This is a genomic window from Nocardioides glacieisoli (genome assembly GCF_004137245.1).
Taxonomy (GTDB): Bacteria; Actinomycetota; Actinomycetes; order Propionibacteriales; family Nocardioidaceae; genus Nocardioides; species Nocardioides glacieisoli.
On record NZ_SDWS01000001.1, the window covers coordinates 582,020 to 605,955 of the forward strand.

General features: G+C 72.2%; 29 protein-coding genes. 23 read left to right on the top strand and 6 right to left on the bottom strand.

Annotation, left to right across the window (positions count from 1 at the left end; translation table 11 throughout):
• Positions 1–5: 5 nt before the first annotated feature.
• The 14 genes from EUA06_RS02860 to EUA06_RS02925 all read left to right on the top strand — a co-directional run bounded on the left by EUA06_RS02860 (position 6) and on the right by EUA06_RS02925 (position 11,881).
• The gene (locus tag EUA06_RS02860) at positions 6–509 is read left to right on the top strand and encodes a hypothetical protein (protein ID WP_129473474.1); all 504 of its coding nucleotides are present in this window, start codon (positions 6–8) and stop codon (positions 507–509) included.
• Positions 509–766, top strand: a complete 258-nt coding sequence (locus tag EUA06_RS02865; protein WP_129473475.1) for a DUF6167 family protein — start codon at positions 509–511, stop codon at positions 764–766. The genes EUA06_RS02860 and EUA06_RS02865 overlap by 1 nt, the downstream gene beginning before the upstream one ends.
• Complete coding sequence (gene alaS, locus EUA06_RS02870) at positions 766–3,462, top strand: alanine--tRNA ligase (RefSeq protein ID WP_129473476.1); 2,697 nt, start codon at positions 766–768, stop codon at positions 3,460–3,462. The genes EUA06_RS02865 and alaS overlap by 1 nt, the downstream gene beginning before the upstream one ends.
• 2 nt (positions 3,463–3,464) lie before the next feature.
• Complete coding sequence (gene ruvX / locus EUA06_RS02875; protein WP_129473477.1) at positions 3,465–3,926, top strand: Holliday junction resolvase RuvX; 462 nt, start codon at positions 3,465–3,467, stop codon at positions 3,924–3,926.
• The gene (mltG, locus tag EUA06_RS02880; RefSeq protein WP_129473478.1) at positions 3,919–5,061 is read left to right on the top strand and encodes an endolytic transglycosylase MltG; all 1,143 of its coding nucleotides are present in this window, start codon (positions 3,919–3,921) and stop codon (positions 5,059–5,061) included. Before ruvX ends, mltG begins: the two co-directional genes overlap by 8 nt.
• On the top strand, positions 5,061–5,903 hold the full coding sequence (locus tag EUA06_RS02885) for a shikimate dehydrogenase (protein WP_129473479.1): 843 nt from the start codon (positions 5,061–5,063) through the stop codon (positions 5,901–5,903). Before mltG ends, EUA06_RS02885 begins: the two co-directional genes overlap by 1 nt.
• Positions 5,904–5,911: 8 nt before the next feature.
• Positions 5,912–6,676 (top strand): prepilin peptidase, encoded by a 765-nt coding sequence (locus tag EUA06_RS02890; RefSeq protein WP_129473480.1) that lies wholly within the window; start codon positions 5,912–5,914, stop codon positions 6,674–6,676.
• 12 nt (positions 6,677–6,688) lie between these two features.
• Positions 6,689–7,867 carry a chorismate synthase gene (gene aroC, locus EUA06_RS02895; RefSeq protein WP_129473481.1) on the top strand — a complete coding sequence of 393 codons (1,179 nt, stop codon included), beginning with the start codon at positions 6,689–6,691 and terminating at the stop codon, positions 7,865–7,867.
• Positions 7,867–8,370, top strand: coding sequence for a shikimate kinase (locus tag EUA06_RS02900; RefSeq protein WP_207208169.1), 504 nt, complete (start codon positions 7,867–7,869; stop codon positions 8,368–8,370). Before aroC ends, EUA06_RS02900 begins: the two co-directional genes overlap by 1 nt.
• Entirely contained in the window at positions 8,363–9,463 is a 1,101-nt protein-coding gene (gene aroB / locus EUA06_RS02905; RefSeq protein ID WP_129473482.1) for a 3-dehydroquinate synthase, read from the top strand. Before EUA06_RS02900 ends, aroB begins: the two co-directional genes overlap by 8 nt.
• On the top strand, positions 9,460–10,251 hold the full coding sequence (locus EUA06_RS02910) for a ribonuclease FAU-1 family protein (protein WP_129473483.1): 792 nt from the start codon (positions 9,460–9,462) through the stop codon (positions 10,249–10,251). The genes aroB and EUA06_RS02910 overlap by 4 nt, the downstream gene beginning before the upstream one ends.
• Positions 10,248–10,673, top strand: coding sequence for a type II 3-dehydroquinate dehydratase (locus EUA06_RS02915; RefSeq protein ID WP_129473484.1), 426 nt, complete (start codon positions 10,248–10,250; stop codon positions 10,671–10,673). The genes EUA06_RS02910 and EUA06_RS02915 overlap by 4 nt, the downstream gene beginning before the upstream one ends.
• Before the next feature lie 77 nt (positions 10,674–10,750).
• Positions 10,751–11,029 (top strand): hypothetical protein, encoded by a 279-nt coding sequence (locus EUA06_RS02920; protein WP_129473485.1) that lies wholly within the window; start codon positions 10,751–10,753, stop codon positions 11,027–11,029.
• A 12-nt stretch (positions 11,030–11,041) separates the two neighbouring features.
• Entirely contained in the window at positions 11,042–11,881 is an 840-nt protein-coding gene (locus EUA06_RS02925) for a PhzF family phenazine biosynthesis protein (RefSeq protein WP_129473486.1), read from the top strand.
• On the opposite strand, the gene EUA06_RS02930 is transcribed toward EUA06_RS02925, so the two are convergent.
• Entirely contained in the window at positions 11,878–12,531 is a 654-nt protein-coding gene (locus EUA06_RS02930; RefSeq protein ID WP_129473487.1) for a hypothetical protein, read from the bottom strand. The two genes, EUA06_RS02925 and EUA06_RS02930, sit on opposite strands and share 4 nt — an antisense overlap.
• Positions 12,532–12,859: 328 nt before the next feature.
• On the opposite strand from EUA06_RS02930, the gene EUA06_RS02935 reads away from it, so the two are divergent.
• On the top strand, positions 12,860–13,207 hold the full coding sequence (locus EUA06_RS02935; protein WP_129473488.1) for a hypothetical protein: 348 nt from the start codon (positions 12,860–12,862) through the stop codon (positions 13,205–13,207).
• Between the two features lie 3 nt (positions 13,208–13,210).
• Here the strand turns inward: EUA06_RS02935 and EUA06_RS02940 are convergent, their stop codons facing one another.
• Complete coding sequence (locus EUA06_RS02940; protein ID WP_129473489.1) at positions 13,211–13,861, bottom strand: NAD(P)H-binding protein; 651 nt, start codon at positions 13,859–13,861, stop codon at positions 13,211–13,213.
• A gap of 18 nt (positions 13,862–13,879) precedes the next feature.
• Between EUA06_RS02940 and EUA06_RS02945 the strand changes: the two genes are divergently transcribed.
• From EUA06_RS02945 to EUA06_RS02960, 4 genes are all read left to right on the top strand, one after another.
• The gene (locus tag EUA06_RS02945; RefSeq protein WP_165354230.1) at positions 13,880–14,695 is read left to right on the top strand and encodes an aminoglycoside phosphotransferase family protein; all 816 of its coding nucleotides are present in this window, start codon (positions 13,880–13,882) and stop codon (positions 14,693–14,695) included.
• Between the two features lie 75 nt (positions 14,696–14,770).
• A complete protein-coding gene (efp, locus tag EUA06_RS02950) occupies positions 14,771–15,334 on the top strand; it encodes an elongation factor P (RefSeq protein ID WP_129473491.1) in 564 nt (187 codons plus the stop codon).
• Between the two features lie 9 nt (positions 15,335–15,343).
• A complete protein-coding gene (gene nusB, locus EUA06_RS02955) occupies positions 15,344–15,766 on the top strand; it encodes a transcription antitermination factor NusB (RefSeq protein ID WP_129473492.1) in 423 nt (140 codons plus the stop codon).
• Between the two features lie 65 nt (positions 15,767–15,831).
• Positions 15,832–16,644 carry a DUF1206 domain-containing protein gene (locus EUA06_RS02960; RefSeq protein ID WP_129473493.1) on the top strand — a complete coding sequence of 271 codons (813 nt, stop codon included), beginning with the start codon at positions 15,832–15,834 and terminating at the stop codon, positions 16,642–16,644.
• Positions 16,645–16,647: 3 nt separating this feature from the next.
• Here the strand turns inward: EUA06_RS02960 and EUA06_RS02965 are convergent, their stop codons facing one another.
• Complete coding sequence (locus EUA06_RS02965; RefSeq protein WP_129473494.1) at positions 16,648–17,346, bottom strand: TetR/AcrR family transcriptional regulator; 699 nt, start codon at positions 17,344–17,346, stop codon at positions 16,648–16,650.
• Between the two features lie 64 nt (positions 17,347–17,410).
• Between EUA06_RS02965 and EUA06_RS02970 the strand changes: the two genes are divergently transcribed.
• The gene (locus EUA06_RS02970) at positions 17,411–18,247 is read left to right on the top strand and encodes a S1 family peptidase (RefSeq protein WP_165354231.1); all 837 of its coding nucleotides are present in this window, start codon (positions 17,411–17,413) and stop codon (positions 18,245–18,247) included.
• 140 nt (positions 18,248–18,387) lie between these two features.
• Here the strand turns inward: EUA06_RS02970 and EUA06_RS02975 are convergent, their stop codons facing one another.
• Complete coding sequence (locus EUA06_RS02975) at positions 18,388–19,923, bottom strand: ATP-dependent DNA ligase (RefSeq protein WP_129473496.1); 1,536 nt, start codon at positions 19,921–19,923, stop codon at positions 18,388–18,390.
• A gap of 58 nt (positions 19,924–19,981) precedes the next feature.
• On the opposite strand from EUA06_RS02975, the gene EUA06_RS02980 reads away from it, so the two are divergent.
• Both EUA06_RS02980 and EUA06_RS02985 read left to right on the top strand, forming a co-directional pair.
• Positions 19,982–20,596 (top strand): FMN-binding negative transcriptional regulator, encoded by a 615-nt coding sequence (locus EUA06_RS02980; protein WP_165354232.1) that lies wholly within the window; start codon positions 19,982–19,984, stop codon positions 20,594–20,596.
• Positions 20,593–21,201, top strand: a complete 609-nt coding sequence (locus EUA06_RS02985; protein ID WP_129473497.1) for a type 2 periplasmic-binding domain-containing protein — start codon at positions 20,593–20,595, stop codon at positions 21,199–21,201. The genes EUA06_RS02980 and EUA06_RS02985 overlap by 4 nt, the downstream gene beginning before the upstream one ends.
• Positions 21,202–21,213: 12 nt before the next feature.
• On the opposite strand, the gene EUA06_RS02990 is transcribed toward EUA06_RS02985, so the two are convergent.
• On the bottom strand, positions 21,214–22,260 hold the full coding sequence (locus EUA06_RS02990) for an MFS transporter (RefSeq protein ID WP_129473498.1): 1,047 nt from the start codon (positions 22,258–22,260) through the stop codon (positions 21,214–21,216).
• A gap of 65 nt (positions 22,261–22,325) precedes the next feature.
• On the opposite strand from EUA06_RS02990, the gene EUA06_RS02995 reads away from it, so the two are divergent.
• Positions 22,326–22,904, top strand: a complete 579-nt coding sequence (locus tag EUA06_RS02995) for a TetR/AcrR family transcriptional regulator (protein WP_129473499.1) — start codon at positions 22,326–22,328, stop codon at positions 22,902–22,904.
• Here the strand turns inward: EUA06_RS02995 and EUA06_RS03000 are convergent.
• Positions 22,901–23,851, bottom strand: coding sequence for a class II glutamine amidotransferase (locus EUA06_RS03000; RefSeq protein WP_129473500.1), 951 nt, complete (start codon positions 23,849–23,851; stop codon positions 22,901–22,903). The genes EUA06_RS02995 and EUA06_RS03000 overlap by 4 nt on opposite strands.
• Positions 23,852–23,936: the final 85 nt, after the last annotated feature.

Genomic DNA, 23,936 nt, shown 5'->3' on the forward strand with positions numbered 1-23,936 from the left:
GCGCCGTGACTTCGGACCAGGTGTGGCTGGCTGTCGCGGGTGCCGTGGCTCTCGCCGCGCTGCTGCTCGCGCTCCTGGCTGTGCGCCGTGCCCGCCGCGCCGGAGCGCTCGCCGAGGAGCTGGCCGAGCGGGTGGCCCTCCTCGAGGCGCCCGCCACCGACGCGCCGCCGCCGGTGGTCGACGAAGCGCACGTCATCACGGGCCTCGAGCCGCACGTGGTGGACCGTGACGAGCTGGACCGTGTGCAGGTGGCCGTGCCGATCGACGGCCGGCTGTTCGCCGACATCGTCGCGCGCGAGACCGTGGTCAGGGCCGCGTCGTGGACGGCCGGGCTGAGGAGGGCGCTCGCGCCCGAGACCCGCAACCGCATCCGTTTCCACGTGCGCCAGGAGACGAGGCGGGCCGGGCGTGAGCGGCGCGCCGAGACCAAGCAGGCGCTGCGCGAGTTCCGCGCCCGTGAGCGCGCCGCGAGCTCCCCCCGCTCCGGGGCAGGGGAGGACGTCGCCTGATGGGTCGCCCACTCTGGTTCGTGGCCGGGGCGGGGGTCGGGGTGTACGCCGCTGCCCGCGCCCGCCGTGCCGCCGATGCCCTCACCGCCGACGGCCTGCGGGACCGCCTGCGCGGGTGGCAGGTGGGTGCCCGGATGTTCGTCGACGAGGTGAACCAGGGCCGCACCGAGCGCGAAACCGAGTTGCGCGAGCAGCTGGGACTCCGGCCTCATGGACTACCCGAGCTGACCTCCCCCGAGATGAAGGACCCCCACTGATGGACACCGCCGAGATCCGCCGCCGCTTCCTCGCGCACTTCGAGGCTGCCGGACACGCAGTGGTGGACTCCGCCTCGACGCTGGCCAACGACCCGAACCTGCTCTTCGTCAACGCCGGCATGGTGCCGTTCAAGCCCTACTTCCTCGGCCAGGAGACGCCGCCGTTCGACCGCGCCACGAGCGTGCAGAAGTGCATCCGCACGCCCGACATCGAGGACGTCGGCAAGACGACGCGGCACGCGACGTTCTTCGAGATGTGCGGCAACTTCTCCTTCGGCGACTACTTCAAGGCAGGCGCCATCGAGCTGGCCTGGAGCTTGGTCACCAACCCGGTCGACGAGGGCGGCTACGGCCTCGACAAGGACCGGCTCTACCCCTCCGTGCTCGTCGGTGACGACGAGGCCATCGAGCTCTGGATGAAGGTCACCGGGCTCCCGCGCGAGCGGATCGTCCAGCTCGGCCCCAAGGAGAACTACTGGTCGATGGGCGTGCCCGGGCCGGGTGGACCGTGCTCCGAGATCCTCTTCGACCGCGGCCCGGACTTCGGCCCCGACTTCGACGCCACCACGCTCGGGCCCGACATGCCTGTCGACCTCGAGGACCGGTTGCTGGAGATCTGGAACCTCGTCTTCATGCAGGACGACCTCAGCGCCGTCCGGTCCAAGTCGGACTTCGACATCGCCGGCTCGCTGCCGAAGAAGAACATCGACACCGGCATGGGCCTGGATCGTGTGGCGCTGCTCCTGCAGGGCAAGAAGAACGTCTACGAGATCGACCTGCTGTACCCGGTCATCGCCCGCGCCGAGCAGCTCAGCGGCAAGACCTACGGCGTCGACCGCGAGGACGACGTCCGGTTCTGCGTCGTCGCCGACCACGTGCGCTCGTCGATGATGCTCATCGGCGACGGCGTCACCCCCGGCAACGACGGTCGCGGCTACGTCCTGCGCCGGCTGCTGCGCCGCGCCGTGCGCTCGATGCGCCTGCTCGGCTGCGAGGACCGGGTGCTGCCCGAGCTGATGCCGATCTCCCGTGACGTGATGGGGCCGGTCTACGGCAACCTCGTCACCGACTGGGAGCGCATCGCGCAGGTGGCGTACGCCGAGGAGGACGCGTTCCGCAAGACGCTCCAGGCCGGCACCCAGATCTTCGACCAGGCCGCCGACGAGGTGAAGCGGACGGGTGGCGCGACGTTGTCGAGCGAGCGCGCCTTCGCGCTCCACGACACCTACGGCTTCCCGATCGACCTCACCCTCGAGATGGCGGCCGAGCAGGGGCTGACCGTCGACGAGCAGGGCTTCCGCGGCCTCATGGCCGAGCAGCGCGAGCGCGCCAAGGCCGATGCCCGCGCCAAGAAGGGGTCGCACGGCGACACGGTCGTCTACCGCGGGATCCTCGACGAGCACGGCCCGACCGAGTGGCTGGCCTACGAGACGCTCGAGACCGAGTCGCGCCCGCTCGCCCTGCTCAGCGGGGGAGCGGCGACCTCGCGCCTCGCCGAGGGTGAGATCGGCGAGCTCGTGCTCGACCGCACGCCGTTCTACGCCGAGTCGGGCGGACAGGTCGCCGACGCCGGCACGATCGTCTTCGACGGCGGTCGTCTCGAGGTGATCGACGTGCAGCGCCCGATCAAGGGCCTCGTCGTCCACCAGGTGCGCGTGCTCGAGGGTGAGCTCGACGCCGGCCGCGAGGTGCACGCCCGGGTCGACCCCGAGTGGCGCATCGGCGCGCGCCAGGCCCACTCCGGCACGCACGTCGTCCACGCCGCGCTGCGCGAGGTGCTCGGCCCGACGGCGCTCCAGTCCGGCTCCTACAACCGGCCCGGCTACCTCCGCCTCGACTTCGGCTGGACGCAGGGCCTCTCGGCCGAGCAGGTCCGCGACATCGAGCAGGTCTCGCAGCAGGCGCTGCGCGCCGACCTGGCCGTCGGCTGGGACTACATGACGCTCGAGCAGGCCAGGGAGTGGGGCGCGATCGCGCTCTTCGGCGAGACCTACGACAACACCCAGGTGCGCGTCGTCGAGATCGGCGGCCCCTGGTCGCGCGAGCTGTGCGGAGGCACGCACGTCGACCACTCCTCGCAGATCGGCACCGTCGTGGTGACCGGTGAGACGAGCGTGGGCTCGGGCAACCGCCGCATCGAGGCGCTCACGGGCGTCGAGGGCTTCGCCTACCTCGCCCGCGAGCGCGACGTGGTCGCCCAGCTGACCGGCCTCCTCAAGACCCAGCCCGATGACCTCGTCGGTCGCGTGCAGGGGCTCACCGAGCGTCTGAAGAACGCCGAGAAGGAGCTCGAGAAGGCCCGCCTGGCCCAGCTGCTGGGCGCCAGCGCCGAGCTGGCGGCCGGCGCGACGCAGGTCGGCCAGGTCAAGGTCGTGGCCCACCGCGCCGACGGCGCCGGCGGGGGCGACGTACGCAACCTCGCGATCGACGTGCGTGGAAGGCTGCCACAGGGCGAGCCAGGCGTCGTCGTGATCATCGGCAGCGCCGACGGCAAGGTGTCGGTCGTCGCCGCGACCAACGACGAGGCTCGCGCGCGGGGCCTGTCTGCCGGCGAGCTGGTGCGCGCCGTAGGTCCGCTGCTCGGCGGCAAGGGCGGCGGCAAGGACGACGTGGCCCAGGGTGGCGGCAGCGACGCCTCGCGGATCGACGAGGCCCTCGCGCTGGTGTCCACCGAGGTCGCGAGGGCGGCGGGCTGACCGTGCGCGTCGGAGTCCGGCTGGGGATCGACCCGGGTGACGCCCGGATCGGCGTCGCGAGCAGCGATCCCTCGGGCTTTCTGGCGACCCCGGTCGAGACGGTGCGCCGCGGTGGTGGCGACGTACGCCGCCTCGCCGAGCTCGTCGTCGAGCGCGAGGTCGTGGAGGTGGTCGTCGGGCTCCCGCGCTCGCTCAGCGGGAGCGAGGGCCCGGCTGCGGAGAAGGTGCGCGCGTTCGCCGCGCGGCTCGCTCGCCGAGTTGCACCCGTCCCTGTCAGGCTGTGTGATGAACGACTGACCACGGTGTCGGCCGAGTCGATCCTGCGCGAGCAGGGGCGGAACGGCGCCAAGCGACGCGCCGTGGTGGACCAAGCAGCCGCGGTGCTGATCCTGCAGACTGCGCTCGACACGGAGCGCCTGCGTGGAGAGGCACCGGGAGAGATCGTCGAGGTGACGCATGACTGAGCAGGACCTGGTCGAGGACGAGTCCTACGACTACGAGCCCGGGGGGAAGCGGCGCAAGAGCCGCGGCGCCAAGGGCTGCCTGGCAGTCATCGTCGCGCTGGTCGTGCTCGCCGGCGGCTTCTACTTCGGCCTGACCAAGGGCGTCTCCTTGCTCGCCGACCAGTTCCAGGGGCCCGAGGACTTCCCCGGGCCCGGCACCGGCAAGGTCGAGTTCGCCGTCGACGAGGGCGACGTCGTCGCCCAGATCGGCCGCAACCTGAAGGCCGAGGGCGTGACCGCGTCCGTGCAGGCCTTCATCGACGCGTGCACCGAGGACGGCACCGGCATCCAGGTCGGCGACTACGAGCTCCAGAAGGAGATGAAGGCCGCCGACGCCTGCGAGGTCCTCGCCGACCCGGCCAACCTCATCGGCTTCCCGACCGTGACCATCCCCGAGGGTCTGCGCCTCACCGAGATCGTCTCGACGCTCGCCGAGAACACCGACTTCCCCGAGGGCGCCTGGAACAGGGCGCTCGAGTCCGGGAGGATCGGCCTCCCCGACTACGCCGAGGGCAACGCCGAGGGCTACCTCTTCCCGGCGACCTACGAGATCAAGCCCACCATGAAGCCCGTCGCCATCCTCAAGATGATGGTCGCGCGCTGGGCCGAGGCCGCGGAGGCCGCCGGTCTGGAGGAGAAGGCGGCAGAGCTGGGCAAGACCCCCGGCGAGCTGATGATCATCGCCTCGCTCATCGAGGCGGAGGGCCGCGGTGACGACATGCCCAGGATCTCCCGGGTCATCTACAACCGCCTCGACGGACCCGGCGACAAGGGCGGCACCAACGGCCTGCTCCAGATCGATGCGAGCGTCAACTACGGTCTCAACCAGGACCTCGGGGTCGCGTTGACCACCGAGCAGCTCCAGCAGGACACGCCCTACAACACCTACACGCGACCGGGGCTCCCTCCGACGCCGATCGAGGCGCCCGGAAGCGAAGCGATCGAGGCGGCCGCCAATCCGGCCGACGGCGACTGGTACTACTACGTGACGGTCGACCTCGCGACGGGCGAGACCAAGTTCGCGGAGACCTACGACGAGTTCCTCGAGTACAAGGACGAGTACACCGAGTACTGCACCACCTCCGACGCCTGCTGATGTCGGGCGTGGAGGTCTCGGGCCGGCGCTGCGGGGTCGTCGGCGACCCCGTCGCGCACTCGCTGTCGCCGGTGCTGCACCGGGCGGCGTACGCCGCGCTCGGGCTGGAGTGGACCTACGACGCCCACCGCGTGCCGGCGGGCGGCTTGGCGTCCTTCCTCGCCGGGCTCGGCCCGGAGTGGCGCGGGCTGTCGCTGACGATGCCGCTCAAGCGGGAGGCGCTGGCAGTGGCCGACCAGGTCACCGACCGCGCCCGGCTCGCCGGCGCGGTGAACACCCTCGTCCTCGACGGCGGCTCACGGGTCGGGGACAACACCGACCTCCCCGGCGCGGTCGCCGCGATCCGGGAGCGTACGACGCTGCCGCTCGCGTCCGCCGTCGTCCTCGGCGGTGGGGCGACCGCGACCTCGATCGGCCTCGCGCTGGTCGAGCTGGGCGTGACCTCGATCGAGCTCCTGGTGCGCGACGCGTCCCGCGCTCAGGAGACCGTGGACGCGCTGCGGTCGCACCCGGCGGGCATCGACGTACGCACCGGGGCGCTGGAGGCGACAGCCGCGCTCGACGCCGACGTCGTGGTGTCCACCATCCCGGCCGCGGCCCAGACGGACGACCTGGTCGCGCGCACGGCGGACGTGCCGGTCGTCTTCGAGGCGCTCTACGACCCGTGGCCCACGCCGCTGGCCGCTGCCGCGCAGGCGTCCGGGCGGACGCTCGTCGGTGGGCTCGACCTCCTGGTGCACCAGGCGGCGCTGCAGCTCGAGCTGTTCACCGGGCTCCCGGCACCTCTCGACACGATGCGCGATTCCGGCGAACACGCCCTGGCGGCCCGCAATCCCGCTTGAATGTCGTCGTGAACGACACGGTGCTCGCGGCGCTGCTCAGCCTCCTCGTCGCAGGGCTCGGCGGCCTGCTCGTGCCTGCGCTGATCGCGAGCGTGCCGGAGCCCGCTCCCAAGGAGCCCAAGGAACCGGAGGCTCCGGAGGAAGATGCGCCCCTCGCGGAGCCCGCGGCCGACGAGCCGCCGAAGATGCTCTACGCGGAGATCGCCGCCCGACCGGGACTGCGCTGGCGCAGTGCGCTCGTCTCCGCGGTGAGTGGCGGCCTGGTCGGTGCGGCGACGGGGCTGGACTGGCCACTGATCTGGTTGTTGCCGCTGGTCCCGATCGGCGTCGCGCTCTCGGTCATCGACTGGCACACCATGCTGCTGCCGCGCCGCATCGTGGTCCCGGCGACCCTCGCCGTGATCGTGCTGATGGTGGTCGTCGGCCTGACGACGGACCAGCGCGACGCACTGGTGCGGGCACTCGTGGCGATGCTCGTCGCCCGGTCGTTCTTCTGGGTGCTGTGGTTCGTCCGCTCGGCCGGGATGGGGTTCGGCGACGTGCGCCTGGCGGCCCCGGTCGGCCTGGTGCTCGGCTGGCTCGGGTGGGGAGCGCTGGCGATCGGGCTGTGGACGTCGTTCCTGGCGTTCGCGCTCCCGGCCCTCGTCGTGGTGGTGGCACGCCGCGACCGGTCCCTCCTGAAGAGGTCGTTCCCGTTCGGGCCGTTCATGGTGTTCGGCGCGCTGGTGGGTCTCGTCTGGGGGACTGCGGTCGCTGAGCGCATGTGGGGCTGAGAGACTGCAGCCATGCTCCGATGGCTCACGGCAGGCGAGTCCCACGGTCCCTCCCTGGTGGCGATCCTCGAGGGGCTTCCCGCCCACGTCCGCGTCACGACCGACGACCTCGCCGACTCGCTCGCGCGGCGCCGGCTCGGCTACGGCCGCGGTGCGCGGATGAAGTTCGAGCAGGACGCGATCCGCGTGCTCGGCGGCGTCCGCCACGGTGAGACCCAGGGCGGCCCGGTCGCGATCGAGATCGGCAACACCGAGTGGCCGAAGTGGGAGAAGGTCATGTCGGCCGATCCCGTCGACCCGGTGGAGCTCGAGGCGCTGGCTCGCAATGCCCCGCTCACGCGGCCCCGACCCGGCCACGCCGACCTCGTCGGCATGCAGAAGTACGCCTTCGACGAGGCGCGCCCGATCCTCGAGCGCGCCTCGGCCCGGGAGACCGCGGCGCGGGTGGCGCTGGGCCGGGTGGCCTCCAACTTCCTCGAGCAGGTCGTCGGCGCGCGGATCGTCTCGCACGTCGTCTCCCTCGGCGGCGTCAAGGCGCCCGCGGGCGTCGTACCGGCTCCCGACGACGTCGCGCGCCTCGACGCCGACGAGGTCCGCTGCCTCGACCCCGAGGCGAGCGCGGCGATGGTGGCGCGCATCGACCAGGCCCACAAGGACGGTGACACCCTCGGTGGCGTCGTCGAGGTCGTCGTCCACGGACTGCCGCCGGGCCTCGGCTCGCACGTCCACTGGGACCGTCGCCTCGACGCCAAGCTGGCGGAGGCGCTGATGGGCATCCAGGCGATCAAGGGGGTCGAGGTCGGTGACGGCTTCGAGCTCGCCGACACCCCCGGCTCGCTCGCCCACGACGAGATCGTTCCGACCGACGAGGGCCTCAGGCGGACGTCGGGTCGATCCGGCGGCACCGAGGGCGGCATGTCGACGGGCGAGATCCTGCGGGTCCGGGCGGCGATGAAGCCGATCGCGACCGTGCCCAAGGCGCTGCGCACGGTCGACGTGTCGACGGGTGAGGCCACCGTCGCCCACCACCAGCGCTCCGACGTGTGTGCCGTCCCCGCCGCCGGGATCGTCGCCGAGGCGATGGTCGCGCTGGTGCTCGCGGACGCCGTCGTCGAGAAGTTCGGCGGCGACTCGGTGCAGGAGACCCGGCGCAACGTCGAGTCCTACCTCGACACGCTGCGGTACCGCTGATGCCCCCTCGCGTGGTGCTGGTCGGGCCGATGGGCGCCGGCAAGACGACCGTGGCCGGGCTCCTCGCCGAGGCCTGGGGCGTCCCGGTGCGCGACACCGACGCCGACATCGAGGCGACCACCGGTCGCGAGATCTCCGACATCTTCGTCGAGTCGGGCGAGGACGCCTTCCGCGAGCTCGAGGCGGCCGCCGTGGCGGCCGCGGTCGCCGAGCACGAGGGCGTCCTGGCCCTCGGTGGCGGCGCCGTGCTGCGGCCCGAGAGCCGCGCCCTGCTGGCCGACCTGCCTGTGGTGTTCCTGCGCGTCGGTCTGACCGACGCCGTCAAGCGGGTCGGGCTGGGTGTCGGCCGGCCGCTGCTGCTCGGCAATGTGCGCTCGCGGATCAAGGCGCTGCTCGACGAGCGCACCCCCGTCTACGAGTCGGTGGCGACCCACGTCGTCGAGACCGACGACCGCACGCCCGACGAGGTGGCCGCGGAGATCCGAGAGCTGATCGGTGACTGACGACACCGTCCTTCACGTCGGCGGCGCCTCGCCCTACGACGTCGTCGTCGGCCACGGCCTCTCCGGCCGGCTGCCCGGGATCCTGGGCGAGTCGGTGGAGCGGGTGGCCGTGCTGTACGCCGGTTCGCTGGGCGCGCTGGCCGACCCGGTCGTCGACGAGCTCGTCGAGCACTACGACGTCCTCGCCCTCGGCCTGCCCGCGGGGGAGCGCGCCAAGACCGCGCCGGTGGCGTCGGACTGCTGGGAGGCGCTCGGCGAGGCGGGGTTCACCCGGTCCGACGCGGTCGTCACGATCGGCGGGGGAGCGACCACCGACCTCGGCGGCTTCGTCGCCGCGTCCTGGCTGCGCGGCGTCCGCGTCGTCCACGTGCCCACGACCCTGCTCGCGATGGTCGATGCCGCGGTCGGTGGCAAGACCGGCATCAACACCGGCGCGGGCAAGAACCTCGTCGGCGCCTTCCACGAGCCCGCCGGCGTGCTGTGCGACCTCTCCGTGCTGGCCTCCCTGCCGCGCGAGGAGCTCGTCGCCGGGCTCGGTGAGGTCGTCAAGTGCGGCTTCATCGCCGACCCGGCGATCCTCGACCTCGTCGAGCGCTCCGACCCGGCCGCCCTCACGCACGACTCCGCCGAGCTGCGCGAGCTCGTCGAGCGCGCCATCCGCGTGAAGGTCGACGTCGTGGTCGGCGACCTCAAGGAGACCGGCGGCCGGGACGGGCACCCGGGTCGCGAGGTGCTCAACTACGGCCACACCCTCGCCCACGCGATCGAGCGCACCAGCGACTACACGGTCCGCCACGGCGAGGCGGTGGCCATCGGCTGCGTGTACGTCGCCGAGCTGGCCGCGCGCGCCGGGTCGCTCGCCCCGGCCCTGGTCGAGCGGCACCGCGCCGCGCTGGGCCGCGTCGGGCTGCCGACGTCGTACGACGCTGCCTCCTTCGACGACCTGCACGCAGCGATGAAGATCGACAAGAAGGCGCGCGGCTCGCAGCTGCGCTTCGTCGTGCTGGACGACCTCGCGTCGCCGCGGATCCTCGCCGGGCCGAGCGAGGCGGACCTGCGGGCGGCCTACGCCGCGCTAGCCTCCGCCGGGTGACCGAACCCGATCCGAGCGACGACGTCCAGGTCTCCGAGTCCGGTGGCACCATGCAGCGGCTCGTCGGAGCCGCGACAGCGCGGCCCGTGGACCTCACCCTGCTCGAGCCGGAGCGCAACGTGGGGATGGGCTGGACGCCGGCAGGCAGTGCGCCGTTCCTGGCACCCGGAGACCCGGTGATGTGGCTCTACGGTCGCGGCATCGACCCGATGCGGGTCGTGCGCGACGACGAGCGCGGCCTCGTGGCCTGGCTGGCCGAGGACGCAGAGACCGTCGCGTGGCACCCTGCGGACGGCCGGTCGGTCCGTGACGTGCCGCTCGCCGACCGCTTCGCTGTCGAGCGTGCGCCGGTCGTCCAGCGCTGGCGCGGCGGCGGGGTGCTGCGGATCGCGCCCACCGGAAGGCCGTGGTCGGTGTGGCTGTTCTGGGAGGACGACGGGAGCTTCGCCGGCCACTACGTGAACCTCGAGCTGCCGCACACGCGACGTGGCAGTGAGACCGCCACGCGTGACCTGACGCTCGACCTCTGGCTGGACCCCGACGGCGAGCTGTGGCTCAAGGACGCCGACGAGGTGGAGGCTGCGGTCCGAGCCGGGCGCTACACACAGGCCCAGGCTGACGAGATCCATGCGGCCGCCTCGTGGGCGCGTGCCGACCTGGTCGCGGGACGGGACTGGCCGCTCGACGAGGAGTGGATCGTCTGGCGCCCGCCCACGGACTGGGCCCCCGTCACCCTCCCGGACACCGACGTCGTGCGGAGCGCGCGAGGAACTACGCTGCCCCGATGAAGGTCCTCGTCCTCAACGGCCCCAACCTCGGCCGGCTGGGCCGCCGTCAGCCGGAGATCTACGGCTCGACCACCCACGCCGAGCTCGCGCACCAGTGCGTCGAGTGGGGCAGCGACCTCGGGCTCGACGTCGAGGTGCGCCAGACCAACCACGAGGGTGAGCTCCTCGACTGGCTCAACACCGCCGCCGACGACGGTGACAGCGTGGTGCTCAACGCAGGCGCCTGGACGCACTACTCGCTGGCCCTGTGGGACGCCTGCGCCCAGCTCACCGCACCGCTCGTGGAGGTGCATATCTCCGACCCCAAGCAGCGGCCGGAGGAGTTCCGCCACACCTCCGTCGTCGAGCCGCACGCCGTCCTGACGATCGCCGGGCAGGGCATCGACGGCTACCGGCAGGCGCTCGCCCACCTCGCCGACTGAGCCTCCCTCGGACGTCATACGGAGGGGGCATACGCCTGCCCCGTCCGTATGACGTCCGCGGGTGGGACGATCGGGGCATGGAGGCACCAGTCGAGATCAGCGCGATGGCGATCAACGTGGCCGTCCCGGAGGACCTGCGGTGGCGCGACACCCGCCGGGACGAGGAGTTCGAGCTCCAGTCCCTGACCATCCGGATGCTCCCCGACGGGTCGCTGGCGGCGAAGGCCTACGGGCGTCCGGTCGCCGGGGGACGAGGGGCGTACGTCTCCTTCCCGGTGCCCGACCGCCCGGAGCTCGCCGCCCTCGTCTCGGCCGCTGCCGACGAGGCGTCCAGGCGATGGGCTGCGCACGTCTGATCTGATGGGCGGGTGCTGCCCTTCCGCCAGGTCGATGTCTTCAGCGCCGAGCCGTGGCTCGGCAACCCGCTCGCGGTCGTCCACGACGCCGACCGGCTGACGGACGCGCAGATGCGGCGCTTCGCGCGCTGGACCAACCTCTCCGAGACCACCTTCCTGTGCACGCCGACGGACTCCGGTGCTGACTACCGCGTGCGGATCTGGACCACGGCCGGTGAGCTGCCCTTCGCCGGCCACCCGACGATCGGCAGCGCTCACGCCTGGCTCGAGGCCGGGGGCGTGCCCCGGGGGGACACGATCGTGCAGGAGTGCGGCGCCGGCCTGGTCGACGTACGCCGCTCCCCGCGGCTCGGCTTCACGGCACCGCCCCTGGTGCGTTCGGGCCCGGTCGAGGGCGACCTGCGCACGCGGATCGTCACGGGGCTCGGCATCGACGACGCCGCGGTCCAGGACATGGCGTGGATCGACAACGGACCCGGCTGGGTCGGCGTCGACCTCGGCTCCGCGGAGGCCGTCCTCGCCGTGGTCCCCGACATCGCCGCTTTCACCGACCTCAAGGTCACTGTGCTCGGCCGCTGGGGTGACGTGCACTCAGCCGAGCTGGGTGCGGACGTCGAGGTGCGGGCGTTCTTCGCCGACGGCCGGGACTTCGCCGAGGACCCGGTGACGGGTTCGGCCAACGCCGGCCTCGCCCAGTGGCTGATCGGGACCGGCGCGCTGCCCACGTCGTACACGTCGCGGCAGGGGAGCGTGATCGGCCGGGAGGGCCGGGTGCGGATCGAGGCGGACGGCGACCGTGTGTGGGTGTCCGGTGACGCCGTCACCCGGATCGTCGGCGAGGTCGACCTCTAGGTCATCGCGTGGGTGTGGTCCTCGTGGGCGGGCCACCAGACGTCGTCGCCGGCGCCCGGATCGACGCCGGCGGCCCGTCGGGACTCCTCGACCGTGATGGGGAACACCGGCCCCGCGTGCAGGTCGAAGTGGTAGGCGGCGGAGTCGGCGACCTCCGCCAGGTGGAGGCCGGCGGGGTCGACCAGGTGGCCGACGACCGCGACGTCGACCGACGGCAGGGTCGCGAAAGCCGCCCAGCCGCCCGCCCACGTGGTCATCGAGGCGGTCACCGGTGCGCCGTCAACGGACCAGGTCACCGTGCGCCACGAGGCGTGCCGGTCGGCGTGCTCGGCCACGACGTCACCGACCCTCTCGGTGTAGTCCGGCGGTCGGTCGGCCGGGCTCGGCATCGTCGCGTCGACCAGGGCGAGCAGGGCGCTGAAGGCGGTGCGGGACTCGCGGGAGGCCCCGGGGAAGCGGTCACCCCGGAGCGTGCCCACCCGGAGCCACGGCGAACGGGCGTCGTGCACCAGGGCCGATCCGTGACGCAGCCAGATGCCGTCGGCCGGGTGTCCCAGCGGACCGGTGATGCTCTCCACCCAGCGTGGTCCCACCCAGGTGGGCGGAAGGCCGTAGAACGGGAAGTCCAGTGGTGGGTGGCCGCGGTCCATCGCCCGAGTGTCTCAGGCTCGCGGGGCTGTCGGTGCGCCCCGATAGGCCCGGATATCCGTAGTACTGCCGATGCCGGACGGCCCCGCGCGGCGGCAGACTCGATCGCAGGCACCGCATCCTGAGCGGGGTCGGGGAGGGAACCATGCGTACGGTGCTGAGCAGGAGCGCGCACGCGGACCAGCTCGAGGCGGAGGTCCGCGACGCGAGGTGCTGCGCCGCGAGCTGCCGGTGCGGGGCCTGCGAGATCAAGCTGGGGGAGATCCGTGCAGCGCGACGGGACGCGCTGCTGCACACGATCAGCATGGTCCGGCCGCGAAGGCCAGCGCGATGATGGTCCGGGACGGGGCGGCGGGTGCCGGCAGCGGGGGTCGGGTCCCGCCGTCCCTGATCGGCATCAGCCGGCGCGAGCGCCGCGATGCCGACCGCGGTCGTGCCGCTCTCGAGTTCGGCGCGGACGCCGTTGCGGCGCTCGACCTGTTCGACCTGCTGGAGCTGTCGTGGCACGACTGCTTCGGTGACATCACGCCGCCGGCCGAGGTCGTCGAGGACGTGTGGGTCGTCGCCGACGGTCAGCTGGGCAGGCTCGCGTCAGCCGCGCGGCTCGCCGTCATCGACTGGCGGGACCTGCGGCTCGCGGCAGACGAGGTGCGGTCGCGGCTGAAGGAGCGCGCCTGACCTTCAGAGCGCGCCGAGCCACGCGTCGATCGCCACGTCTCCGTCGCCGAAGACGAGGGTCTTCCGGGAGGCGCGGTCGTCGGCGAGCACCGCGGCCGCGACCTGGGCCACGAGCTCGCGCGACGTGACGTCGCCGTCGTTGAAGGTCGCGTCCGGGTTGACCGAGCCGGTGCTGGGCTCGAGGGTGAGCGTGCCGGGGCCGAGGACGGTCCAGGCGATCTCGGTGCCGCGCAGGTGCTCGTCGGCGGCGATCTTGGCGTCCTGGTAGTGCCGGAACGGGTTGTCCTCCGGCACGAGCGCGTCGCGGGTCGAGCCGGAGAACGACACCATGACGTAGCGCTCGACGCCTGCGGCGACCGCGGCGTCCATCGAGCGGATCGCCGCGTCACGGTCGACGGCGTACGTCCGCTCGGGGCTGCCGCCGCCGGCGCCGGCGGACCAGATGACTGCGTCCTGGCCGGTGAGCAGGCTGACGAGGGTGTCGGCGTCGGCGTCCTCCACCGAGGACACGACGGCCCTCGCGCCAGTCGCCTCGACGTCGGCGGTGTGGTCGGGGTTGCGGATGATCGACGTGACCTCGTGTCCGGCCTCGACGAGCAGGGGGGCGAGGAGGAGGGCGATCTTGCCGTGACCGCCGAAGATGGTGATGCGCATGTGTGCCACGGTAGCCGGGTGCAGACGTCGACCCACGGGCTGACCATCGGGGAGCACGAGGTCCGCAAGGAGTTCGTCGCCGACCACGAGGCGGAGGCCGAGCGGGAGTGGGCGATCCTGACGCTCCTCGCCGAGCACGCCCCGGGCCTCGCCCCCCGCCCGGTCCGCCGCGACGACGGCCGGACGCCGGTCATCGTCATGGAGCGGCTCCCCGGCGAGCCGCTCGCCCCGCGGCCGCTGTCGGCCAGCCAGGTGCAGGCCCTCGGAGCGTCGCTGCGCCGGTTGTACGACGTACCGCTGGCGGCGGTGTCCGACGCGGGCATCGGGCCGCGCAACGGCGGGGCGGCCGATCCGCCGGCGATCATCCACGCGCGGCTGGCCGACCATCACGACCTGTCCGACTGCCAGGACCCGGAGCTGGTGCGGACGGCGCGGGAGGTCGCACGCGAGTGGCTGGGCGACCCACCTCTCCCCGAGCCGCGCCAGACCGTCCTCGGCATCGCCGACCTCAACCCCGCCAACGTGCTGTGGGACGGGCAGTTGGTCCGGCTCGTCGACTTCGAGGACGGCGGCCTCACCGACCCGGCGTACGAGCTGGCCGACCACGTCGAGCACCTCGGCAGCCGCCTGCACGGGGTGTACGACGACCGCGCGCTGACCGACGCCGTCGGGCTCGACGCCGAGGACCGGGTGCGGATGGCTGCCTACCGCCCGCTGTGGGCGGCGTTCTGGCTCGCCATGCTGGTGCCCGGCAGCGGCAGCTGGCACCGCAACCCGCCGGGCACCGCCGAGGCACAGGCCGCGCATTTCATGGCTCTCGTGGGCCACCACTAGACTTTGCTGTCGGCACGGGCCAGCCCCGGTGCCACCGTTGACATCTAGACACTCGCGACGAAGGCGGACAGACACGTGGCAAGCACCAACGACCTCAAGAACGGCATGGTCCTCCGGATCGAGGGACAGCTCTGGGCCGTGGTCGAGTTCCAGCACGTCAAGCCCGGCAAGGGTCCGGCGTTCGTGCGCACCAAGCTCCGCAACGTCGAGTCGGGCAAGAACGTCGACAAGACCTTCAACGCCGGCACCAAGGTCGAGACGGCCAACGTCGACAAGCGCACCATGCAGTACCTCTACAACGACGGCTCGTCCTACGTGTTCATGGACAACAGCACCTACGAGCAGCTCGAGGTCCCGCCGGAGGTCGTCGGCGACGCCAAGAACTTCATGCTGGAGAACCAGGAGGCGATCGTCGCCACCAACGACGGCCGCGTTCTCTTCATCGAGCTGCCCGCCTCCGTCGAGCTGCTGATCGCCGAGACCGAGCCGGGCCTGCAGGGCGACCGCTCCACCGGCGGCACCAAGCCCGCGACGCTCGAGACCGGTCACACCATCGCCGTGCCGCTCTTCATCACCACCGGCGAGAAGGTCAAGGTCGACACGCGCGACTCGTCCTACCTCGGCCGCGTCAAGGCCTGAGCGCCCCACGTGGCTGCCCGTTCCAAGGCCCGCAAGCGCGCGCTGGACATCCTGTTCGCCTCCGAGCTCCGCTCGGAGGACCCCGTCGTGGCGCTCGACCGCGCCATCGAGGCCGGTGAGGGACCGACCAACGACTACACCGCCACGCTCGTGCGCGGTGTGGTGGAGCACCAGTCCCGCATCGACGAGGTGCTGACGACCTACAGCCGGAGCTGGACGCTCGCGCGGATGCCCGCGGTCGACCGCAACGTCCTGCGCATCGGCGTCTACGAGCTGCTGTGGGGCGACGCGGACGTGCCGGACTCGGTCGCGGTCAGCGAGGCGCTGCACCTGGTGCAGGACCTCTCGACCGACGACTCACCGGCCTTCGTCAACGGTCTGCTCGGCTCGGTGATGCGCGACCGCGCGTCGCTCGTCCAGCCCCCGGTCTGATCCGGTCACTCGCAGGGGTGACCTCTCCTCGCGGGTGAACAGTCGTACGTCCTAGGTTGACCTGCATGAGCACCCCCGCCGACACCGCCGAGTCCGTCCACCAGAGCAAGTGGATGGACTACGCCATCCGGATCGGGCTGGTGACCTACGGCGTCGTGCACCTGCTGGTCGGGTGGCTCGCCCTCCAGCTCGCCTTCGGTGAGAAGGAGGACCAGGCCTCCAACTCCGGCGCCCTCCACTACCTCTCGCAGCAGCCGCTCGGTGGGTTCCTGGTCTGGGTGATCGCGATCGGGATGCTCTTCCTGGTCGTCTGGCGCGTGCTGGAGTTCGCCTTCGGCTACCCGGAGGAGTCGGACGAGAAGAAGCGGTGGCGCAAGCGCGCGACCTCGCTCGGCAAGGCCGTCATCTACGGAGTCATCTCCTACAGCGCGTTCAAGACCGCCACGGGCAACGGTGGCGGCAAGGGCGGCACCGACTCGATGACGGCGCAGGTCATGAACTGGTCCGGGGGCCAGCTGCTCGTCGGTGCGGCCGCGCTCGCGATAATCGGCTACGGCATCTCGCTGATCATCCGTGGCTGGACCGAGAAGTTCCGCGAGAACCTCGACGCCCAGGGCCAGTCCGGCCAGGACGGGTCGGCCTACGTCACCCTCGGCAAGGTCGGCTACATCGCGAAGGGTGTCTCCATCGCGATCGTCGGCAGCCTCTTCGGCTACGCCGCGATCACCCACGAGGCGAAGAAGTCCGGCGGGCTCGACCAGGCACTGCAGACCGTGCTCGAGCAGCCCTTCGGTCCGGTCCTGCTCACCGCGATCGCGCTGGGCATCGCGGCCTACGGCCTGTTCTGCTTCGCGCGCGCCAAGCACCTGTCGCGCTGATCCTCAGGCGTCGGCGGGCGCTCCGGCGGTCACGGCGAGAGCGGTCGCGACCATGTGGTCGCGCACCTGCTCGGCGGTGACCCGGCTGATCCGGGGTACGCCGGGTGCCTCTTCACTGACGAGCATGGCCACCCGGCCGAGCTGGAGGGTGCCCAGCCCGCTGGCGTAGAGCATGTTGGCCAGCAGTGCCGGGTCGTCGACGTGGAAGACGCCGCTCGTCGCGCCGGCCTCGATGGTGCGGGTGAGGACGGACAGGCAGCCGCTGATGGCCTGCCCGAGTCGGTACATCGCGCTCTCGCTGACCTCCTCGAGCAGGTCGCCTCCCTGACGGCGCATGATCGACTGCGCGCAGTCGACGAAGGCGGGGTGCGCCAGGCCGTAGTGGACGAAGGCCTCGACCAGTCGGACGAGCTGTGCGCGGGGCTGGTCGGTGGTCTCGGCGGCGTCCTCGAGCGCGACGCGGAGCTCGTCGAGGTACTGCACGAGCGTGAGGCTGAAGAGCTCCTCCTTGCCGGTGAAGTGCCGGTAGATGATCGCCCGGTTGATGCCGACCGACCGCGCGATGTCCTCGATCTGGGCGTCGCGGACACCTCGCTCGTCGAAGAGCCGACGGGTGGCCGTGATGATCTCGGCCTCGCGGACTCGCCGGCGGGCCGCGGTGCCGCTGGCCGCGGTCGTCCCGCGCGTCGGGTCGGTGCTCATGGCGGCCAGTCTAGGGAGCGACGCGCTCGTGGCCGGCGGCGATCCGGTGTGGTGTGATGCCCGCATGGCCGCCCTCGGACTCCGACGCCTGCTGCTCGCCCTCCTTCCCGCGCTGCTGGGCGCGCTGCTCGTGCCGCTCAGTTCGGCAAGCGCCGCCGCCCCCGACAGCCGCTTCACGGGGACGGCCCGCCTCCCCGGCTGCTCAGGCGCCGTGGTCCGCTGGGCGTCGGCAATCGACTCCGACCCGGCCGTGGTGATCACCAACGGCCACTGCGTGCGGTCCCCGTTCCTCGGCGCGCGCGAGACGCTCGTGGACGTCAAGCAGTTCAAGAGGATCGAGCTGCTCGACGGAGCGGGCAAGGTCGCGACGACGGTCCGCGGCACGCGGTTGGCGTACGCCACGATGTATCGCACCGACCTCGCCGTCTACGAGCTCCGCGAGTCGTACGCCGACCTCGCGGCGGCAGGCGTCATCCCGCTCACCCTCGCCACGCGCGGGCCGGCCCGGGGCGACCGCATCCGGATCCCGTCCGGCTACTGGGTCGAGCAGCGTGCCTGCACGACCACCGGGACGGCCCACCGGCTCCACGAGCGCGCCTGGGACTGGCAGCGCTCGATCCGGCTGCCCGCCCGCGACGGGTGCCGCATCCGCGGCGGCTACTCCGGGTCGCCGATCGTCTCCCGCGACACCGGCGAGGTCGTCGGGATCGCGAACACCGGCTACGTCGGCGGACGGCGGTGCATCGACTCGGCCTGCGAGGAGAGCAAGCGTGGCCGGGTCGTCATGAAGCGGGACATGAACTACGGCCAGCAGACCTGGCTGCTCACGACCTGCGTCGGTGCCGACCGGCGGTTCGACCTGTCGGTGGCGGGCTGCCGGCTGCCCCGGCCACGGTCGTGACGATCCGACGATCGTGCAACTCCTGGTGCACGAGCGCGAAGGTGGTCACGCGTGCGCGCGAAAGTTCTCGCGCAGAGCCGTGACCCCGGTGTGGACCGTGCATACCTTCTTGCAGCACGTCGCGGGTAGGACCCGCGGCCTCAGGTGACGTAGGACCTGACCGTCTCGATCGTGTCCGCCTCGGCCGGTCCCTTGTCGTCGCGGTAGCGCAGCACCCGGGCGAACCTGAGCGCGACACCACCGGGGTAGCGGGTGGACCGCTGGAGGCCGTCGAAGGCGATCTCGACGACCTGCTCGGGGCGGACGTGGACGACGTAGGAGCTGCGGTCGACCGGAGAGGTGGAGAGCTCGGTGAAGCGCTCGGTCTGCCACGCGAGCATCTCGTCGGTCATCCCCTTGAAGGTCTTGCCCAGCATCACGAACCCGGACTCCGACGACTCGTCGCGGGCGCCGAGGTGGATGTTGGAGAGCCAGCCCTCGCGCCGGCCGGAGCCCCACTCGACGGCCAGCACGACGAGGTCGAGGGTGTGGACGGGCTTGACCTTCACCCATGCCGAGCCGCGGCGGCCGGCGGCGTAGGGAGCCGACAGGTCCTTCAGCACGACGCCCTCGTGGCCCGCCGCGACGGTCTCGGTGGCGAAGGCGTCGGCGGCAGCGGCATCGCGGGTCACGAGGCGGCGGACGCGGTGCTGCTCGGGCACGAGCGCGTCGAGGGCGGCGAGGCGTTCGTGGCCGGGGGAGTCGAGGAGGTCGCGACCGTCGACATGGAGCAGGTCGAAGAAGTGCGGCGTCACCGCCCTCTGCCCTTCTCTGGCGGTGTCCTGCGCGGTGCGGCTCGCGGTGTCCTGGAACGCCATCGGCCGACCGTCCTCGGACAGGGCGAGCGCCTCGCCGTCGAGCACGAAGCGCCGGGCGGGCAGCGAGCGGGCGACCTCGACCACCTCGGGCAGGCGGCCGGTGATGTCGTCGAGGCTGCGGGTCACGACCAGCACGTCGTCGCCGTCGCGGTGGACCTGGATCCGGATGCCGTCGAGCTTGGCGTCGATCGCGACCTCGGTCTCGCCGTCGGGGGAGAGGCCCGCCATCGCCGCGGCGACGTCGGGCGCGCTGGAGGCCAGCATCGGCATGATCGGCCGACCGACCTCGAGCCCGATCGCTGCCAGGGCCTCCTCGCCCTCGAACGCGGCCCCGGCGGCTGCGACCGTCGATCCCGCGAGCATCGCGGCACGGCGTACGGCTGCCAGTGGCACCTCGGCCACCTGCGCGACGGCCTCCTGCGTGACGGCGTCGAGCGCGCCCTGGCGGAGGTTGCCGGTGACGACGGCGCGCAACCACGACTGCTCCGCCGCGGTCGCGCGACCGAAGAGGTCGTCGACCGCCCGCTTGCGCGCGAGCTGTGACCCCGAGCCGGACAGCTGAGACATCGCCTCGAACGACTCGTGGACCTCGAGCACCCCCAGCGACGGGGCTTCGGCGGGGTCGGGCAGGTCGGAGACGCCGCGCCAGCCCAGGCCCGTACGCCGCTGCCGCAGGGCGCCGCCGAGGTAGGACACGACGACCTCGAGCTCGCCCGGCTCCACGCGGCCGAGCAGCTCGGCGAGCAGGACGACCTTGGCCTTGCGGGACCTGGTGGCGGCGACCTCCTCGGAGGTGGCGACGAGCTCGGCGAGCAGCATGCGTCCATCCTGCCGCCTGCCACCGACAGCCGCCTGACCCAACGGGCAGGATGGGGGCATGCCCGACGCCTCGCTCTACACCCCGCGCTTCAACGTGATGGAGGCCGAGGACGTACGCCCGTTCGTCGAGGCGGTCGCGACCGCGCAGCTGGTGACGGTGGGGGAGGACGGCGTGCCCGACGCGACCTTCCTGCCCGTGCTGTGGGAGGGCGACCGGCTCGTCGGGCACCTCGCCCGCGCGAACGCCCACTGGCGGCGGATCGTCGACGATTCGCCGGCGCTGGCGATCGTCACCGGACCGGACGCGTACGTCTCGCCGAGCTGGTATGCAGCCAAGGCCGAGCACGGCAAGGTCGTGCCGACCTGGAACTACTCCGTCGTGCACCTCCGCGGGTCGGTGGTCGTCCACGACGACGCCGAGTGGGTGCACGCGCTCGTCACCCGGCTCACCGACCGTCACGAGTCCCCGCGCGACGAGCCGTGGGCCGTCAGCGACGCGCCTGACGACTACATCGAGAAGAACCTGCGCCCCATCGTCGGCGTCGAGGTCGTCATCTCGTCCGTGGAGGCGAAGGCGAAGCTCAGCCAGAACCGCTCGGACTCCGACCGGGCCGGAGTGGCGTCCGGACTCGCCGCCGACGGGCGCGACCCTGCTGGCCTGGTGGTCGAGTGACTCGCGTCCGCGAGCGCTTCACCGGCCGGATCGCCGGCATCGGCAGCACGTCCGGCATCCGCGTCGTCGTTGGCCGCTGGGACGACGGGCCGTGGGGGTCGTTCGCCGACGTGATGCTCGAGGACGCCTCGGGCCACCGCGTCCTGCTCGCGCCGTCGGAACGGGTGCGCGACTTCGTCGCCTCCACCTACTCGTTCGACGAGGAGGTCATCGAGCCGGTGTCGGTCCTGGACACCCCCGACGGGTGGCAGGTGACCACGCCCTCGCTGTCCCTGCGTCTCGTCGTCGGAGGGCGTACGCCGCTGGGCGTCGCTCTGGGCCTCGTGCCGTCTCGCGTCGCGACCGCGCCCGTCTGGTGCGGGCTGGTCGACCCGGTCGCGCGCGTCGTGATGCGCGGCGTGCGGACGCGCGGGACCGCGGGCAACGACCGCAGGGAGTGGTACGGCGCGACCTCCGTCGTCGCCGTCACGTCCGTCTCCGGCGCGTGGCGGGGGACCGACCTGGGCTCGCTCGCGCCGGTGGACCCGCCCTGCCGCTTCGGCTTCTCCTCGACCCCCGCGCGGCCGTCGGTGACGAGCGTGGTGACGACGATCGAGCGCTCCTGACGAGGGCCCGGCTCAGGCGAACACCGCTCCCAGTGCGTGCGAACCGACGGCCTGGCCGACGGCCAGCGCGATGAAGAGCCACGCGGTGGCGGCAGCGCCACCTCGCGGATCGAGGAGGCGACCCCAGAGGATGAGCACCCCGCTCATGGACATGTAGCCGGCACCGAAGCACGCCGCACCGACCAGGGGCCACGTCCCCTCGTCGCCGCGCGGGGCCAGCACCGCGACCGAGCCGACCAGCAGCGCGACGGTGCACAGCACGAACGCCTTCGTGGGTCCGTGACGCGCCACTGGCCCGGCGACGAACGCGCCGGCGAGCCCGCCCACCCCGAGTGCGGTCCACAGGAGCCCGACCTGCTCCGGCTGGAGTGCTCCGCGTCCCACGACCACGGTGGGGCCGAAGGTCCACACGGCCGCCGAGGTGACGCCGGCTCCGACGGCCAGCGTGAGCGGCAGCGCCCATGAGGCCGTACGACCCGGGCTGCGTCGTGACGGCCGGACCGGGCCCGTCGCGGCATCGACGACCGTCGCACCGGAGCTCAGGACCACGACTGCGCCGCAGGTGGCCAGGCACGCGACCGCCATCAGCAGCCACGCGGGACCGGGCGCCGTGACGGCAGTGGCGAGCATGCCGGTCATCACGACACCCACGGAGGTGCCGGAGTTCACCACCGCCTGCGCGGCGCCGGCCATCCGCTCGGGGACCACCGCGTCGAGCAGCCCCACCAGCGCCGGGGATGCGAGACCGGCACCAGCACCACTGACGTACGCACTGGCGACGAACCACCCTGCCGAGGTGCTGAGCGCGAGCCCCAGGCATCCGAGTCCGGCCACCACTCCTGCGGCTCCCGCCACTGCTCGGGACCTGGCAGGGACCAGGAAGCCCGCCAGGCCGGCGGCCACGCAGTAGGACGCGAACTGCGCCGCGCCCGCCGACGGCAGCGCTCGTGCGACACCGGGGCGCTCGACGGCCATGGCCGGGTGCAGCAGACCGACCCCGAACCGCGCCATGCCGTAGGTCGAGGCGACCAGCAGGACGCCGGCTGCGGTGAGGGCCACTCCGCGCGTCGCCTCAGGCTGAAACGTACGTTTCACCAACATGAAACGCACGTTACACTAGCGTCATGGCTCGCCCGGACACCCGAACCAAGGCCCTCGATGCAGCCGAGCGACTGTTCTTCGGTGACGGCATCGCCGTCACGGGCATCGATGCCGTGGCACGCGAGGCCGGCGTCTCGGTCGTGACGCTGTACTCCCACTTCGGGAGCAAGGACGGCCTGGTCGGCGCGGTCCTCTCGCGGCGGCTCGAGGCCTGGGACGAGGTCTGGCAGGCCCACGTGGACTCCGCGGAGACTCCACGAGAGGCCGTGCTGGCCGTCTTCGACGCCGTGACCGCCTTCCGGTCAGCGGCCGGCCCGACCCAGTGGTGCACCTTCCTGGCCACGGCCTCCGAGCGACCGGGCGCGGACGACGAGCCCGCACGACTCGTCTCGCGCGACACCACGTTGCTGCACGAGCGGCTCCACAGGTGTGCCGAGGACGCAGACTCCGGTCGGGCAGACGAGATCGTCGCCGTCGTGACGATGGTCTACAACGGGGTCCTCACCAGCCTCCTGCGCGGCGCTCCTGATGACCCCGCGCCGCTGGGTCGCCGCGTCGCCGCCGCGGCCCTCGGCTGGTCGGACACCGGCGCCAGCGCCTAGACCTCCAGACGCCTGACGGTCCGGCTGACGCGGTCTCCCGACCTCGCCAGGAACACGATCTCGCCGAACTCGAGGTGCGACCAGCCGTCCTCGTCGTCCGTCAGTGCCTCCGAGGCGAAGATGGCAGCCGTCGCCTCCTCCTCGCTGCACTCCTCGAAGGCGTAGGACGTCGCGTCCTTCTCGAAGTCGCGACCCATGAGCACGTACATCGGCTCCAGGAGCATCGACAGGGCGTAGTCGTCCGTCCCCGGGCCGGCCTCGCGCAGCTTCCTCCAGTCACCGGCCGGGTCCGTCTCGCCGTGGTGCCCGAGCCCGGTGTTGACCCCGATGATCCGGTTCGGCGACACCAGGGCCATCTTGATCTTGGTCAGCGCCTGCAGCTCCAGGTCCTGCATCGCCTGCGCGATGAGCCGCACCATCGTCTCGACCGCGCACTGCACGTCCTCGTCGCTGTCGCCCTCGAGCAGCGAGAGCAGGAGCACGTAGAGGAACTCCGTGTCCGTGGTCCCGCGCATCTGCGTGAGGTAGCGGTCCTCGCAGTGCTGCAGGAGCTCTCTCTGGAGCAACACCCAGCTCGGCAGGTTGCCGTTCTGGGCAAGGACCCACGGCGTCTCGTCGAAGGAGAACGGGTGGCAGTTCTCGTCGGCCAGCACCACCTGCGAGTCGTACGCCGCTGCCCGCACGTGGCCGAGCACCGTGCTCGCCTGCAGGCTCGGGATGATCCGAGCGGCGTTGTCGTCGTAGAACGCAGCCATGGGCCGGCGGTAGAGGAAGGGGTCCTCCGGCTTGAGCAGGTGCTCGCTCCAGGCGGCGAACCCCCATCCCGCCAGGTGGAGGTCCGGGTAGTGCTCGGGGTCGAGCGCCTGGTTGATGAGGCTGTTCGACGGCGTGAGCAGCAGACCCTCGAGGGGGGTCTCCGGTCCGATGTAGGCGAGCACGCGGCACATGGGTTCCTCCAACGGATAGGGGTGTGGCGACGGGCGACCACGGCCGCCACCCTAGGGGCCCCGCCCGGTCCGCCCTGCCGTGCCC